Origin of the sequence: Rahnella sp. Larv3_ips (assembly GCF_003697865.1) — a bacterium.
Taxonomy (GTDB): domain Bacteria; phylum Pseudomonadota; class Gammaproteobacteria; order Enterobacterales; family Enterobacteriaceae; genus Rahnella; species Rahnella rivi.
In genome coordinates this window covers 129,952-146,405 of sequence record NZ_MJIB01000003.1, presented here as the reverse complement: position 1 = coordinate 146,405, position 16,454 = coordinate 129,952, and the positions used below count along the sequence as shown (strand labels likewise).

The window sequence follows — 16,454 nt, the reverse complement described above, 5'->3', positions numbered from 1 at the left end:
GTAAGTCCCTGAGCCAGTACTCTGTTTTGAAAAAACCAACAGAGAAACCGGCCTTGTGTGTTTTATAGTTTTTCCCCTTACTTATGACAGGCTGGTAAGGGTGAAGACGCGCCTCATACTTTCAGGCTGCTTTCATTTTAACCGCTCAAAAATCAACTTTCGGCGGTTAAGATTAGCTGGCTATTTATTATCATATTCATTGGTTTTATCAATATTATTTCGTGCCATATTATAAAATATTGATGTTTTAGATCTAAGAAATGGCGGTTTTGAGGAAATTATCTGCAAACTGCTTGGATACGGAGGAGGGTATGGCCGCGTTGAGGGGGATCCCGCTCCCCGGGTGATAACAAGGAGATCATCCGGAGGGGCAAGATCCTGTGGGGTACAAATGGAATTAGGATGCTAATGATATAATGACTTAGTGTGACAATATCGTAATGCGTATTATGAAGAATGTGCTTAAAAGGCAAGAACGGTATGTTGCTATTTGGTTTGAACACAAGAATAAATAATCCAATACCGGTCAGAGATAAATTAAATAATCAAGGAGGATAAATTAAATTATCGATAGTGTGATGTGTGTCTATCAATAAGATATCCCACTTATTAATGTTTTATATATTTTTATAATTATTATATATGCATGATTATTGATTTAAAAAATAGTATTGAATTAATGATGTCACTATTGAGTTTGAGCGTTTTTTTTGTTTTTAATGCTGTGGTACACGAAGTGTGAAAGGGATATTTTGTCCATTATAAAGGGAATAAATAAACTATTATGTCACTGCTTGAAAATGAACTCAGTACAGGGGTGAAAAAACAGCATGATCTTGCTTTTTCTGCCCTGACTATTATTGCGCATTACCACGGCGTTGCTGCTAATGGTGAAGATTTAAAGCATCAGTTCAGTGATGGAAATGGTGGGCTGACAACAACCCAATGGCTGTTAGCGGCAAAGTCTTTAGGGTTAAAGGCAAAATTAGTGCGTCAGGATATAAACCGGCTTCACTTAATCAGCTTACCGGCCGTGGTATGGAGAGAAGATGGTGAGCATTTTATTTTGGCGAAAATTGATAACAATAAATATCTGATTCAGGATCTTGAACTCGGCAGGCCGGTTGTACTGGATAAAGGTGATTTTGAGGCGCGTTACAGCGGCAGGCTTATTCTGGTGACGTCCAGAGCTTCTGTGCTTGGCAGCCTGGCCAAATTTGATTTCACCTGGTTTATTCCTGCCGTTATTAAGTACCGAAAAATTCTGCTGGAAGTACTTGCAGCATCGGCAGTCATTCAGTTTTTTGCCTTAATTACCCCTCTGTTTTTTCAGGTTGTGATGGATAAGGTGCTGGTGCACAGGAGTTTTAGCACACTCGATGTTGTGGCTGTGGCATTACTTATCGTGGTGTTATTCGACGTTATTTTGAGCGGTTTACGAACCTATATTTTCGCGCATACCACAAGCCGCATCGACGTTGAATTAGGGGCGCGTCTGTTTCGCCATCTGTTTGCGTTACCGCTGGCCTGGTTTGAAAAGAGACGCGTGGGTGACACCATCGCGCGCGTCAGAGAGCTGGAACAAATCCGCACTTTCCTCACCGGACAGGCGTTGACCTCGGTGATGGATCTCAGTTTTTCATTCATCTTCCTTATTGTGATGTGGTTTTACAGTGGCTGGCTAACCCTTGTGGTGATGGTTTCATTACCCTGTTATGCCTTTTGGTCTGCCACGATCAGCCCTGTTTTGAGGGCACGTCTCAACGACAAATTTGCCCGTAATGCCGACAGCCAGTCATTTTTGGTAGAGTCCGTCACCTCGGTCGGGACGATTAAATCGATGGCCGTTGAGCCTCAGATGACCCGTAACTGGGATCAGTTGCTGGCGGCGTACGTGCATTCCGGATTACGGGTTACCCGTCTGGCGACCATCGGCCAGCAAGGCGTTCAGTTGATCCAAAAATTAGTGATGGTGAGTACGCTGTGGCTGGGAGCTCAGCTGGTTATTGGCGGAGATTTAACGGTCGGTCAGTTAATTGCTTTTAATATGCTGGCAGGCCAGGTTGCGGCGCCGGTGATTCGTCTGGCGCAGTTATGGCAGGATTTTCAGCAGGTAGGGATCTCCGTGGCGCGTCTGGGAGATATTTTAAATACGCCGACGGAACGTTCCGGTAGCCGTTTAGCGCTGCCTGAAATTAAAGGAAAAATAGATTTTGAACAGGTGAATTTCCGCTACCGTCCAGATGGTTATGAGGTATTGCGCGATCTCACTTTGAGTATTCAGGCCAGTGAAGTTGTGGGGATCGTAGGCCGTTCCGGATCAGGTAAAAGTACACTCACCAAACTGGTTCAGCGCTTATATACCCCCGGGCGCGGCAGGGTGCTGGTCGATGGTAATGATTTAGCGCTGGCTGATCCGGCCTGGTTACGGCGTCAGATAGGCGTGGTATTGCAAGACAACGTACTGCTCAACCGTTCCGTTCGTGAAAATATCGGTTTAGCGGAACCCGGTATGTCTTTAGAAAGAATCATCCACGCCGCCAAACTCGCCGGTGCGCATGAATTTATTATGGCATTGGCCGAGGGCTATGACACGGTTGTCGGCGAACAGGGCGCGGGGCTATCTGGCGGCCAGCGGCAACGGGTTGCCATTGCGCGGGCATTGGTCGGAAACCCACGGATTTTAATATTGGATGAAGCCACCAGTGCTCTGGATTATGAATCTGAAAGGGCAATTATGCAGAATATGCAATTAATTTGCCGTGAACGCACGGTACTTATTATTGCTCATCGTCTTTCTACTGTTCGTTTTGCGCAAAGAATCATTGCAATGGACAAAGGTGAGATCGTCGAACAGGGCAGTCATGAAGAACTGTTGAAAATAGAAAATGGTTACTATCGTTACTTACATGAGCTTCAGTCATTATGAATATCTGGTTGCAGGCCTCGAAAGAACTTATCCGCAAATATTGTCATGTCTGGAAAGAAGTCTGGAAGGTTCGTGAAAAATTGGACCCGCCTAAACGGGAAGGCGATGAGCGAGTTTTTCTTCCCGCCACGCTGGAAATTACGGAGACACCAGTTTCAGTTGCGCCGAAATATATCGCCAGACTGATTATGTTGTTTACTGCCATTGCATTGATATGGGCCATATTTGGGCATATCGATATTGTTGCGGTGACGCAGGGGAAAACCATCGTCAGCGGGCGCAGCAAAAAAATTCAGCCATTGGAAACGTCCGTCATTAAAAACATTTATGTTAATGACGGCGATTATGTCCACGCGGGTCAGACGCTGATTGAGTTGAATGGCATCGGTTCTGACAGCGATTTCGAACAATCCCGTCATGCTTTGGAAGCGGTGCAGTTAACGAAATTGCGCTGTGATGCGTTAATCAAAGCGCTTCAACATGAGGGCGACATTCAGATTAACCGCGAAGAGGCGAAACAACTCGGTCTGAAAGAAACCGAAATCTTAGCCACACAGTTACTGGCGAAAAATCAATTTCAGTCGTGGTCCGCTGATAATGAAAGGTTGCAGGCGATTTTAAGCCAGCACAAATCTGAATTGCGGTCGAATGAAGATCAGGTCCATAAGCTGGAGCAGATCCGAAAAATTGAACTGCAGCGATCAAAAGATTATCAGGCTCTTCTGGAGAAAAAATACCTTTCACAGCATGAGTATTATGAACAGGACAGCAAAACAATCCAGAATGAGCAGGATCTCCGCAGCCTGAGAAATCAGACGCAGCAAATAAAAGAAAGCATTCATCAGGCTGAACAGGAAAAGCTATTAAACACCCAGACGTTTCAGCGAGACACGCTGGACGCACTGCGCCAGGCAAATGAGCAAATACCTCAGCTTCAGGGCCAGATGGAAAAAACCCGGCAGCGCCAGTCTTTGATGACATTAAAGGCTCCCGTCGACGGTACCGTTCAGCAGTTGGCATTTCATACGGTGGGTGGGGTGGCCTTAGAAGCGGAGGCGATCATGACGATTGTGCCACTTGATGACAAAATCGAGGTTGAAGCGATGGTGGCAAACAAAGACATTGGGTTTGTGAATGTTGGGCAGGATGTCATCATAAAAATCGAATCATTCCCTTATACTCGCTACGGCTATATCACCGGAAAAGTCACCAGCGTCAGTTTCGATGCGATTGAGCATGAGAAATTAGGGCTGGTATTCAATGCGAATGTCGCGCTCGATCAAAATTATCTGATGGTGGAAGGCAAGCGTATCAACCTGGTGGCGGGGATGAACGTCAGTGCGGAGATTAAAACCGGCAAGCGTCAGGTGATTGATTATCTGCTGAGTCCGCTACAAACTAAAGTTGATGAAAGTTTCAAAGAGCGTTGATATCCCCTGACCATTATGCACAAAAATGAATGGTTATGCGGGGAGTTGAACACAGGGGAATTAAGGCTGGTTTTCTGAAATAGTTCCAGTTTAGCTGGGTTGTTAACACAAAACCTCACTTTAAGTAACCTGAAATCAAATGGTTTTTACTGATATTAACCAGCCTGTATCATAATTTTCTAATTATGTGGCAATTTTGCTGGCTACCCTATAACAGGGTAGTTAACCTGATTCTGTTTCACGGCAGAACCCCTATAAAAAGAGAGTATTTATGAGTAACGCTGAAATTCGCATGGCCATTGTTGGCGCGGGCGGGCGTATGGGCCGGCAGCTGATTCAGGCCGTTTCCGACGCTGAAGGTGTGGTGCTGGGTGCCGCGCTGGAGCGTCCGGGATCATCCCTTATCGGTACTGATGCCGGTGAACTTGCAGGGATCGGCGCAGCGGGTATCAAGGTCAATGATGACCTGAATGCCGTGGCGGATGACTTCGATATTTTGATCGACTTTACCCGTCCCGAAGGCACACTGGTGCATCTGGAATTTTGCCAGAAGCACCATAAAGGCATGATTATCGGGACTACGGGCTTTGATGACGCGGGTAAGGGGGCAATTAAACAGGCTTCTGAGGTTATTCCGGTGGTTTTTGCGGCTAACTTCAGCGTAGGCGTGAATGTTGTCCTCAAACTTTTAGAAAAAGCCGCCAAAGTGATGGGCGACTATACCGACATTGAAATTGTTGAAGCACACCATCGCTATAAAGTGGATGCGCCATCAGGCACCGCACTGGCGATGGGTGAAGCGATAGCGGGCGCGCTGGGGCGAGATCTGAAAGAATGTGCGGTATATGCCCGTGAAGGCCACACCGGAGAGCGCGATCCTAAAAGTATTGGTTTTGCGACGATCCGGGCCGGAGATATCGTCGGTGAGCATACTGCGATGTTTGCAGATATTGGCGAGCGCGTAGAGATAACGCATAAGGCTTCCAGCCGTATGACTTTCGCAAATGGCGCTGTTCGTGCAGGGAAATGGCTTGCTTCGCATAAGTCTGGCCTTTATGACATGCGAGATGTGCTTGGATTGGATGATTTGTAGCAGATGATTTAGATGTGATGTGGTTGTATTGGTCATAATCTTTTGATAAAAGGGCAGTTCCTTGATTGCCCTTCTCTTTTTATTTAAAAATAAGCGTCCTGATTGAAATTTCACGATTAGTCGTCTTTTTTATATCTTTTGTGGCGGTTTCACCTGTCAGTCGCGCGTTTTTCGAACATCTCATTTCGTCCTCACCCGCACAAACCGATTTTCAGCACTATTTTCAGACATCCTCTTCCGCAAACGGTTACTATGTTTACTTAGCCTGTGGTTTTGTGGCTGTGACGGAGCCTTTTCACTGAGTTGTGCGAAAAATAGAGAAATATGGCGGCTTTTGGTAGACAAACCTCACTGCCATCATTAGAATGCGCGCAATTTGCCGAAAATTGGCTTCCCGAGCGATTTTTGCATTGATTTAGATCGGGTTATCTGAATTAATATGCAGATATTGTGATTTATTATTCTTGGAGGATGCTTTGATAAAGTCAGCGCTATTGGTTCTGGAAGACGGAACCCAATTCCACGGTCGGGCCATCGGGGCAGAAGGTTCGGCAGTGGGGGAAGTGGTCTTCAATACGTCGATGACCGGTTATCAAGAAATCCTCACTGATCCTTCCTATTCCCGCCAGATTGTCACTCTCACTTATCCCCATATCGGTAATGTCGGCACCAATGCCGCTGATGCAGAATCCTCCGCAGTACACGCTCAAGGCCTGGTCATTCGCGATTTACCTCTTATTGCCAGCAACTACCGCAGTGAAGAAAACCTTTCTGATTACCTCAAGCGCAACAACATCGTTGCCATCGCCGATATCGATACCCGCAAGCTGACCCGTCTGTTACGTGAAAAGGGCGCGCAGAACGGCTGCATCATCGCGGGGGATTCACCGGATGCTGAACTGGCACTGCAAAAAGCCAAAGCATTCCCGGGCCTGAAAGGCATGGATCTGGCGAAAGAAGTGACCACCGCGGAATCTTACAGCTGGCAACAAGGTAGCTGGACACTGGAAGGCGAACTGCCGGAAGCGAAAAAAGAAGAAGACCTGCCATTCCACGTGGTGGCTTACGATTACGGCGCCAAACGCAATATCCTGCGTATGCTGGTGGATCGCGGTTGTCGCCTGACGGTAGTACCGGCGCAAACGCCTGCTGCAGACGTGTTGAAAATGAATCCGGACGGTATTTTCCTGTCCAACGGCCCTGGCGACCCGGAGCCTTGCGACTACGCTATCGCCGCCATCAAAACCTTCCTGGAAACCGACATTCCGGTATTCGGCATCTGTCTCGGCCACCAGTTACTGGCACTGGCCAGCGGGGCGAAGACCGTGAAAATGAAGCTCGGCCACCACGGTGGTAACCATCCGGTGAAAGATCTCGATAAAGATATCGTGATGATCACGGCGCAGAACCACGGCTTTGCGGTGGATGAATCCGATCTGCCGGCCAACCTGCGCGTGACCCACAAATCACTGTTCGACCACACGGTGCAGGGCATTCATCGCACAGATAAAGCGGCATTCAGCTTCCAGGGTCACCCTGAAGCCAGCCCGGGCCCGCACGATGCGGCGCCATTGTTCGATCACTTCATCGAACTGATTAACGCTTTTCGCGCTTCTCACAACCACAACGCCAAATAACAGGAGCGAATAAAAAATGCCAAAACGTACAGACATAAAAAGCATCCTGATCCTCGGCGCCGGCCCGATTGTTATCGGCCAGGCTTGTGAATTCGACTATTCCGGTGCGCAGGCGTGTAAAGCGCTGCGTGAAGAGGGTTACCGCGTCATTCTGGTGAACTCTAACCCGGCCACCATCATGACTGACCCGGACATGGCGGATGCGACTTACATCGAGCCTATCACCTGGGAAGTGGTGCGTAAGATCATCGAAAAAGAGCGTCCGGACGCCGTGCTGCCAACCATGGGCGGTCAGACCGCACTGAACTGTGCGCTGGAACTGGAACGTCAGGGCGTGCTGGAAGAATTCGGCGTGACCATGATTGGCGCGACCGCAGATGCGATTGATAAAGCCGAAGACCGTCGCCGTTTCGACGTCGCGATGAAGAAAATCGGCCTCGACACGGCGCGTTCCGGTATCGCACACACCATGGAAGAAGCGCTGGCGGTTGCCGCCGATGTTGGCTTCCCGTGCATTATCCGTCCTTCCTTCACCATGGGCGGCACCGGTGGCGGTATCGCGTATAACCGTGAAGAGTTCGAAGAGATTTGCGAACGCGGTCTGGATCTTTCCCCAACCAAAGAGCTGCTGATTGATGAGTCGCTGATTGGCTGGAAAGAGTACGAGATGGAAGTGGTGCGTGATAAAAACGACAACTGCATCATCGTCTGTTCTATCGAAAACTTCGATGCGATGGGTATTCACACCGGCGACTCCATCACCGTGGCGCCAGCGCAAACCCTGACCGACAAAGAATACCAAATCATGCGTAACGCCTCGATGGCGGTACTGCGTGAAATCGGCGTCGAAACCGGGGGTTCCAACGTCCAGTTCTCGGTGAACCCGAAAAATGGCCGTCTGATTGTTATCGAAATGAACCCGCGTGTTTCCCGCTCTTCCGCGCTGGCCTCTAAAGCGACCGGTTTCCCGATTGCTAAAGTCGCTGCGAAACTGGCAGTGGGTTACACCCTCGATGAGCTGATGAACGACATCACCGGTGGCAAAACCCCGGCATCGTTCGAACCGTCTATCGACTACGTTGTGACTAAAATTCCTCGCTTCAACTTCGAGAAATTTGCCGGTGCAAATGACCGTCTGACCACGCAGATGAAATCTGTTGGCGAAGTGATGGCAATTGGCCGTACGCAGCAGGAATCCTTGCAAAAAGCGTTGCGCGGTCTGGAAGTGGGCGCGAGCGGTTTTGACCCGAAAGTGAACCTTGATGACCCTGAAGCGCTGACCAAAATCCGTCGCGAGCTGAAAGAAGCCGGTGCCGAGCGTATCTGGTACATCGCCGATGCTTTCCGTGCCGGGATGTCCGTTGACGGTATCTTCAACCTGACCAACGTGGATCGCTGGTTCTTGGTACAGATTGAAGAGCTGGTGAAACTGGAAAATGAAGTGGCTGAAGGCGGCTTCAACATTCTGACTCACGATTACCTGCGCATGCTCAAGCGCAAAGGCTTTGCGGACCTGCGTCTGGCAAAACTGGTCGGCGTTTCTGAAAGCGAAGTGCGCAAACTGCGTCATAAATACAATCTGCATCCGGTCTACAAACGTGTCGATACCTGTGCGGCGGAATTCTCCACCGATACCGCGTACATGTACTCCACGTATGAAGAAGAGTGTGAATCTAACCCGACCAATGACAAGCCGAAAATCATGGTACTGGGTGGCGGTCCAAACCGTATCGGTCAGGGTATTGAGTTCGACTACTGCTGCGTACATGCCTCACTGGCGCTGCGCGAAGACGGTTACGAAACCATTATGGTTAACTGTAACCCGGAAACTGTGTCTACCGACTACGACACTTCTGACCGTCTGTATTTCGAATCCGTCACTCTGGAAGATGTGCTGGAAATCGTGCGTATCGAACAGCCAAAAGGCGTGATTGTTCAGTACGGCGGCCAGACTCCGCTGAAACTGGCGCGAGAGCTGGAAGCTGCGGGTGTGCCCATTATTGGTACCAGCCCGGATGCAATTGACCGTGCAGAAGACCGCGAACGTTTCCAGCAGGCGGTTCACCGTCTGGGCCTGAAACAACCGGCAAACGCCACGGTTGCGACAATCGAACAAGCCGTCGAAAAAGCAGCCGGTATCGGTTATCCGCTGGTGGTGCGCCCGTCCTATGTACTGGGTGGCCGTGCGATGGAAATCGTCTACGATGAAATCGACCTGCGCCGTTACTTCCAGAACGCGGTCAGCGTCTCCAACGATGCGCCGGTGCTGCTGGATCGCTTCCTTGACGACGCCATCGAAGTGGACGTTGATGCCATCTGCGACGGTGAACGTGTGCTGATTGGCGGCATCATGGAGCACATCGAACAGGCGGGCGTTCACTCCGGTGACTCCGCATGTTCATTGCCGTGCTACACGCTGAGCCAGGAAATTCAGGACGTGATGCGTCAGCAGGTTGAGAAACTGGCCTTTGAGCTGAGCGTTCGCGGCCTGATGAACGTCCAGTTTGCGGTGAAGAACAACGAAGTCTACCTGATTGAAGTTAACCCGCGTGCTGCGCGTACCGTGCCGTTTGTCTCCAAAGCAACCGGTGTGGCGCTGGCAAAAGTGGCGGCGCGCGTGATGGCGGGGCAGACACTGGAGCAGCAGGGCATCACAGAAGAAGTGATCCCGCCTTACTACTCCGTGAAAGAAGTGGTGCTGCCGTTCAACAAATTCCCTGGCGTTGACCCGATTCTGGGGCCGGAAATGCGTTCCACCGGTGAAGTCATGGGCGTCGGTCGTACCTTCGCCGAAGCCTTTGCCAAAGCGCAGCTGGGCAGTAACTCCGGCATGAAGAAAGCCGGTCGCGCACTGTTGTCAGTCCGCGAAGGCGACAAAGGCCGCGTGGTGGATTTAGCCGCGAAACTGCTCAAACGCGGTTTCGAGCTGGATGCGACTCACGGTACCGCGGTGGTGCTGGGTGAAGCCGGGATTAACCCGCGTCTGGTCAACAAAGTGCATGAAGGCCGTCCACATATTCAGGACCGTATCAAGAACGGTGAATATGTGTATATCGTGAATACCACGGCGGGCCGCCAGGCGATTGAAGACTCCAAGCTTATCCGTCGCAGTGCGCTGCAATACAAAGTGCATTACGACACCACGCTGAACGGCGGTTTCGCCACGGCGATGGCGCTGTCTTCTGACCCGACGGAGCAGGTGATTTCAGTGCAGGAAATGCACGCGAAAATCAAAGGCTAATGGCATAATTGCTTAATGAAAGGCGCGGCGAAAGCTGCGCCTTTTCTTTTTATACGCTCAGCTTTTACCAGAAAGCCCAAAATTGCGTATGCTGAAGTAAAGCTAATAAGACAAGAGACCTGCATGATTTTAATAATTTACGCCCATCCTTATCCGCGCCATTCGCGGGCCAACCAGGGACTGCTCTCGGCCGTCAGCGATTTACCCAATGTTGAAGTGCGTTCGCTGTATGACCTTTACCCCGATTTCAATATCGATATCGCGGCCGAACAGAAGGCGGTTGAACGCGCCGATATGGTGGTATTCCAGCACCCGATCCAGTGGTACAGCCTGCCGCCACTGATGAAGCTGTGGCTGGACAAAGTGCTCGAGCACGGCTGGGCTTACGGCCATGACGGCAACGCGCTTAACGGTAAGCATTGCCTGTGGGCAGTGACGACCGGCGGTGATGAACACCATTTTGAGCTCGGCGATCACCCCAATTTCGACGTGCTGGCGCAGCCATTACAGGCGACGGCAGTTTATTGCGGCATGCACTGGCAGCCATATTTCGCCGTACATAACACCTTTATTTGCGATGAAGTTGCGCTGAAAGCTGCGGGTGAAGAATACCGTCGACGTCTGACCGCCTGCCTGAGCCTGAAAGAAGGCTGTGCGCCGGAGGTCGAAAATGGATAACCATAACCTGATGATTGAAGGGCTGATTTATCTCGGCTCCGCGGCGTTGTTTGTCCCGATTGCGGTACGTCTTGGTCTGGGCTCGGTGCTCGGTTATCTGATCGCCGGCTGCATTATCGGGCCGTGGGGACTGAAACTGGTTTCTGATGCTGAGTCGATTCTGACCTTTGCGGAAATCGGCGTAGTGCTGATGTTGTTCGTTATTGGCCTTGAGCTGGATCCTAAACGGCTTTGGACCATGCGCGCCTCGGTCTTTGGCGGCGGCAGCATCCAGATGGTCGGCTGCGGCGTGGTGCTCAGCGCATTCTGTTATTTCCTCGGCCTCGACTGGAAAATCGCCATGCTGATCGGCCTGACGCTGGCGCTTTCCTCAACGGCCATTGCCATGCAGGCAATGAGTGAACGCAGCCTGACGGCGTCACCGATTGGCCGCAGCGCCTTTGCGGTGTTGCTGTTCCAGGATATCGCCGCGATCCCGCTGGTGGCGATGATCCCGCTGCTGGCGAGTACCGGCGAAGCCACCACGCTGATGAGCTTTGGCCTGTCGGCGGCGAAGGTGGCCGGTGCGCTGGTGCTGGTGGTGTTGCTCGGACGTTATGTCACCCGCCCGTTACTGCATTTTGTTGCCCGCTCCGGTATGCGTGAAGTGTTCAGCGCCGTGGCGCTTTTTCTGGTGTTTGGTTTTGGCATTCTGCTGGAAATGGCGGGTATGTCGATGGCGATGGGCGCGTTTCTGGCGGGCGTATTGCTGGCGAGCTCTGAATATCGTCATGCGCTGGAAAGCGATATTCAGCCGTTCAAAGGCCTGCTTCTCGGGCTGTTCTTTATCGGCGTCGGCATGTCCATCGACTTCGGTACACTGGTTCATCAGCCGCTACTGATCGCCACCTTGCTGGTCGGTTTTATGGCGCTGAAAGCCGCTTTACTGTGGCTGGTCGCACCCTGGCTTGGCGTTCCGAAAAAGCAGCGCGGGTTATTCGCCATCCTTATCGGGCAGGGCAGTGAATTCGCGTTCGTGATTTTCAGCACAGCACAAATGGCCGGCGTGTTGCCGGTGGAATGGGCGAAGGCGCTGACGCTTGCTGTGGCCCTGTCGATGGCGGTCACGCCGCTGCTGCTGGTTCTCGCCGCGCGTATGGAACGCAATGCGCCGCAAGACGATCGTCCGCAAGATACGATTGATGATGAAAATGCGCAGGTGATTATCGCCGGTTTCGGGCGCTTTGGTCAGATTGCCGGTCGTTTATTGCTGGCGAATAACGTTCATACCGTGGTGTTGGATCACGACCCGGATCATATCGAAACGCTGCGTAAATTCGGCACCAAAGTGTTTTACGGGGATGCCACGCGGGTGGATTTGCTGGAATCTGCCGGTGCGGCGCAGGCCAAAGTGCTGATTAACGCTATCGATGATGTGGAAGCCAACCTGCAACTGACCGCGCTGGCAAAAGAGCATTTCCCTAATCTGAAGATTATTGCCCGCGCCCGCGACGTCGATCACTGGTATCAGCTGCGGCAGCTGGGTGTGGAAGCACCGGAGCGGGAATTGTTCGAAGGATCCCTGCGCGTTGGCCGGGAAGTGCTGGAAACGCTCGGGCTCGATGCGTATGAAGCCCGCGAGAAAGCCGATCTGTTCCGCCGCTACAACCTGAAAATGCTGGAAGCGACCATCGAGAATTACGAAGACACTGAGTTCCGTATCGCCAGTATGCAGCGCGCGAAAGACATGCTGAGCGCCGCGATTGAACAGGATCAGGAACGTCTTGCCTCTGAACAGCAACAAGGCTGGCGGGGAAGTATCGACGGTAAAGCACCGGAGAATGAAGTGATTGAAGCGAAGAGTTAAGCAAGGATGAAATCTGAAGCCGGTGCCTGAACAGCACCGGCTTTTTTTTGTGTTTCTGTCAGCTCAGCGCGACTTTGATACCTAAACCTATCAGTACGCCGCCCAGCAGTTTATCGATAATTTTTTGCGCTTTTGCCAGACCACGACGCACCGGAGCGCTTTGGATCAACATGGCCAGCGACGGCCACCAGACCAATGAAAGTCCGACAATGATCGAGGCATACCAGAGTTTTTCGCCAAGGCTGGAGTCTACCTGTAATACCTGGGTAAACATCGCCAGGAAAAACAGCGTTGCTTTAGGATTCAGCAGGTTGCACAGATATCCCTGTACAAAAGCGGTACGCAGTTTCACCTGCTGCGGCACCAGTCCGTCGAGATTCATTTTACTGTTGCTGCGCGAGAACAATGCCTGGATCCCCACCCAAATCAGATAAGCCGCCCCGACGTATTTCAGCAAGCCAAACAACCACGGCGTGGTGGTGATCACGACCGCCAGACCTGCGACGCAGTAAGACATATGTGTAATCACGCCACAAATGACGCCCAGCGAGGTCATCAGTGCCGCCGCGCGCGGATAGCGGGCCGCATTTTTGATCACCAGAAAGAAATCGGGGCCGGGAGAGAGCATGCCGAGGAAGGCGATACTGGCAATAAAAAGGGAGGTTTCAAGCATGAAAGTAACCGTCGTCAATGTTCAGGGCAAAATAAGGCCGCATGATACGTCAATCTTCACCTCGACGTATCACACTTATTGGCTTTTTTTACGGGCGGTAAAGGCTATGCAAGAACCTGTCGTTGAATACCCGCAGCGCGAAAGTCCACAGGCGCATTACCAGCGTGAAATCACCCGCCTGTGCATCGAATGTGCTCTGTTATTGTTACAGCACGGCGCTGAAAGTATGTTGGTGGAGCAGCTATCAGCCCGGCTCGGTATCGCGCTGGGCATGGATCGGGTGGAAAGTTCGATCTCCGCCAATGCCGTGGTGCTCAGTACGCTGTGCGGCGGATACTGCCTGACCTCAACGCGAAAAAATGTCGATCGCGGGATCAACATGCAGGTGGTCACCGAAGTGCAGCATACGGTGATCCTCGCCGAGCATAAGTTACTCGACAGCACGCTGGTGGCGAAGCGTCTGAGCCATATCAAGCCGCTGCGCTATCCCCGCCCGCTGATGATCCTGATGGTGGCGCTGTCGTGCGGTTGCTTCAGCAAACTGAACGGCGGTGGCTGGGATGCGTTCAGCATAACGTTTATCGCCAGCGGTGTGGCGATGGCGGTGCGCCAGACGCTGACCCTTCGCCATATGAATCCGCTGATTAACTTCTGCTGTACCGCCTTTGTGGCGACCTCGATTTCCGGCCTGCTTATGCGCCTTGATGCATTCCATCACACCTCGAACGTGGCGATGGCTGCCAGCGTTTTACTGCTGGTGCCGGGGTTTCCGCTGATCAACGCAGTGGCTGATATGTTTAAAGGCCATGTGAACACCGGACTGGCGCGCTGGGCAATGGCCAGTTTGCTGACGCTGGCAACCTGCATCGGGGTGGTCATGGCGATGGCGCTGTGGGAATTGCGGGGGTGGGCATGAGTCTGATCTTGGCACTCCTGCAGGATATGTTTCTGGCCGCAGTGCCGGCGCTGGGTTTTGCGATGGTCTTCAATGTCCCGCCGCGTGCGTTGCGCTATTGTGCGCTGCTCGGTGCCATCGGGCACGGCTCCCGTATGCTGATGATGCATGGCGGGATAAACATTGAGTGGGCTTCTTTGCTGGCGGCTATACTGATCGGCATCATTGGTATTCGCTGGTCGCGCTGGTTTCTCGCGCACCCTAAAGTTTTCACAGTAGCCGCCGTCATCCCCATGTTTCCGGGAATTTCTGCGTATACGGCGATGATTTCCATGGTGGAAATTTCGCACCTTGGTTACAGCGAAGTGCTGATGTCTACCATGGTCACCAATTTCCTGAAGGCCAGTTTTATCGTCGGGGCATTGTCGATTGGATTATCTTTGCCGGGGCTGTGGCTGTACCGCAAACGTCCCGGCGTGTAAGTCTGAGCGGCGCGCGTTTATATCTTTGTAAAGCGCGAGTCTCCCTATCGACGGCTGATGGGGCTTTCCGTATAGTGGCAGCTCTTTTTTCGGGTCACGGTTTTATTCCTTATCTACACAGGGCTTCACAATGATTATTAGCCTGATCGCCGCACTGGCGACCGATCGCGTTATTGGCATGGAAAACGCTATGCCTTGGCATTTACCCGGTGATCTGGCCTGGTTTAAGCGTAATACGCTCAATAAACCCGTCATCATGGGACGCAAAACGTTTGAGTCGATAGGACGCCCTTTGCCTGGCCGACTGAATATTGTCATCAGCTCTAAACCCGGCGAGCACGAAGGCGTGACCTGGGTGACGTCTGTTGATGCCGCACTGGCCGCTGCCGCCGGCGTGGAAGAAGTGATGGTCATGGGCGGTGGTCGTGTATATGAGCAATTCCTGCCTAAGGCGAACCGCTTATATCTGACCCACATTGACGCCGAAGTCGAAGGGGATACGCATTTCCCTGACTATGAGCCGGACGACTGGGAAAGTACGTTCAGCGAATTCCATGATGCGGATGAGCAGAACTCTCACGGCTATTGCTTTGAGATCCTTGATCGCCGCGCCTGATTGAGCCGCAGCAGTCAGCAAAAAGGCTCCTGAGAAGGTGCCTTTTGTCTTTCAGAAACAGGGAAAATATCTGCTCAGAGCGCCTTTGGCGCAACCGCCAGATCCTTTTCACTGCGCCGGTGAGAAGGCTCAGTGAAATAGGTTTTGTCTTCCCAGCGCAGCATGGTCATATCGCCGCCCCAGCAACAGCCGGTGTCCAGCGCATAAATACCTTCCGGCGCGCCTTTTCCTTCCAGCGAAGCCCAGTGGCCAAACGCAATGCTGAAACCCGCTTCCTGTAAAGGACCCGGAATATCAAACCAGGGTTTGAGCGGTTTCGGCGCGGTATCGGGCGTGTCTTTGCATATCATATCCAGCTGCCCGTTAGGGAAGCAGTAACGCATCCGGGTCAGCGCATTGGTGCTGAAACGCAGACGCGCAAGACCGGTCAGCTCGGGATGCCAGTTGTTGGGCATATCACCATACATCGCGTCGAGAAACAGCGGATAGGTGTCACTTCTCAGCACGGATTCCACTTCACGCGCGCACATCTGCGCGGTTTCCAGGTCCCACTGCGGCGTAATCCCCGCATGGGCCATCACCAGCTTCAGCTCTTCATCCACCTGCAGCACCGGCTGGCGTCGCAGCCAGTTGATCAGCTCATCTGCATCTTCAGCTTCAAGCAGCGGGGTGATGCGATCTTTTGGTTTGTTAAAGCTGATACCGGCGTAAACCGCTAACAGATGTAAGTCGTGGTTGCCGAGCACCATGCGGACTGCGTCGCCCAAACCACTGACAAAACGCAGCACCTCGAGCGAGGACGGGCCACGGGCAACTAAATCTCCGGTCAGCCAGAGACAATCATTTTGCGGATTAAAATCCACCTGCGCCAATAGCGCCTTGAGTTCATCGATGCAACCGTGAACATCACCAATAAGGTATGTCGACATAAAGG

12 protein-coding genes are annotated in these 16,454 nt (G+C 51.9%); 10 read left to right on the top strand and 2 right to left on the bottom strand.

Going from position 1 to position 16,454, the window contains the following annotated elements:
• Nucleotides 1-784: 784 nt before the first annotated feature.
• The 7 genes from ED901_RS00665 to kefC all read left to right on the top strand — a co-directional run bounded on the left by ED901_RS00665 (nt 785) and on the right by kefC (nt 12,854).
• Nucleotides 785-2,929: a type I secretion system permease/ATPase gene (locus ED901_RS00665; protein ID WP_056776813.1), complete on the top strand. Its 2,145-nt coding sequence runs from the start codon at nt 785-787 to the stop codon at nt 2,927-2,929.
• Complete coding sequence (locus ED901_RS00660; RefSeq protein ID WP_122094215.1) at nt 2,926-4,359, top strand: HlyD family type I secretion periplasmic adaptor subunit; 1,434 nt, start codon at nt 2,926-2,928, stop codon at nt 4,357-4,359. Before ED901_RS00665 ends, ED901_RS00660 begins: the two co-directional genes overlap by 4 nt.
• 271 nt (nt 4,360-4,630) lie before the next feature.
• A complete protein-coding gene (gene dapB / locus ED901_RS00655; RefSeq protein WP_056776816.1) occupies nt 4,631-5,452 on the top strand; it encodes a 4-hydroxy-tetrahydrodipicolinate reductase in 822 nt (273 codons plus the stop codon).
• Between the two features lie 476 nt (nt 5,453-5,928).
• Nucleotides 5,929-7,089 (top strand): glutamine-hydrolyzing carbamoyl-phosphate synthase small subunit, encoded by a 1,161-nt coding sequence (carA, locus tag ED901_RS00650; RefSeq protein WP_122094213.1) that lies wholly within the window; start codon nt 5,929-5,931, stop codon nt 7,087-7,089.
• A 16-nt stretch (nt 7,090-7,105) separates the two neighbouring features.
• Nucleotides 7,106-10,330: a carbamoyl-phosphate synthase large subunit gene (gene carB / locus ED901_RS00645; RefSeq protein ID WP_122094211.1), complete on the top strand. Its 3,225-nt coding sequence runs from the start codon at nt 7,106-7,108 to the stop codon at nt 10,328-10,330.
• Nucleotides 10,331-10,453: 123 nt separating this feature from the next.
• Nucleotides 10,454-11,008, top strand: a complete 555-nt coding sequence (kefF, locus tag ED901_RS00640; protein ID WP_056776827.1) for a glutathione-regulated potassium-efflux system oxidoreductase KefF — start codon at nt 10,454-10,456, stop codon at nt 11,006-11,008.
• Entirely contained in the window at nt 11,001-12,854 is a 1,854-nt protein-coding gene (gene kefC, locus ED901_RS00635) for a glutathione-regulated potassium-efflux system protein KefC (protein WP_056776830.1), read from the top strand. The genes kefF and kefC overlap by 8 nt, the downstream gene beginning before the upstream one ends.
• A 58-nt stretch (nt 12,855-12,912) precedes the next feature.
• Here the strand turns inward: kefC and ED901_RS00630 are convergent, their stop codons facing one another.
• Nucleotides 12,913-13,527 (bottom strand): LysE family translocator, encoded by a 615-nt coding sequence (locus ED901_RS00630; RefSeq protein ID WP_056776833.1) that lies wholly within the window; start codon nt 13,525-13,527, stop codon nt 12,913-12,915.
• 106 nt (nt 13,528-13,633) lie between these two features.
• On the opposite strand from ED901_RS00630, the gene ED901_RS00625 reads away from it, so the two are divergent.
• From ED901_RS00625 to folA, 3 genes are all read left to right on the top strand, one after another.
• Nucleotides 13,634-14,443 carry a threonine/serine exporter ThrE family protein gene (locus ED901_RS00625; protein ID WP_122094594.1) on the top strand — a complete coding sequence of 270 codons (810 nt, stop codon included), beginning with the start codon at nt 13,634-13,636 and terminating at the stop codon, nt 14,441-14,443.
• Nucleotides 14,440-14,904, top strand: a complete 465-nt coding sequence (locus tag ED901_RS00620; protein WP_162997794.1) for a threonine/serine exporter — start codon at nt 14,440-14,442, stop codon at nt 14,902-14,904. The genes ED901_RS00625 and ED901_RS00620 overlap by 4 nt, the downstream gene beginning before the upstream one ends.
• A 130-nt stretch (nt 14,905-15,034) precedes the next feature.
• Nucleotides 15,035-15,520: a type 3 dihydrofolate reductase gene (folA, locus tag ED901_RS00615; protein ID WP_056776841.1), complete on the top strand. Its 486-nt coding sequence runs from the start codon at nt 15,035-15,037 to the stop codon at nt 15,518-15,520.
• Between the two features lie 74 nt (nt 15,521-15,594).
• Here folA and apaH read toward each other — a convergent pair whose 3' ends face one another.
• A complete protein-coding gene (apaH, locus tag ED901_RS00610; RefSeq protein WP_122094207.1) occupies nt 15,595-16,449 on the bottom strand; it encodes a bis(5'-nucleosyl)-tetraphosphatase (symmetrical) ApaH in 855 nt (284 codons plus the stop codon).
• Nucleotides 16,450-16,454: the final 5 nt, after the last annotated feature.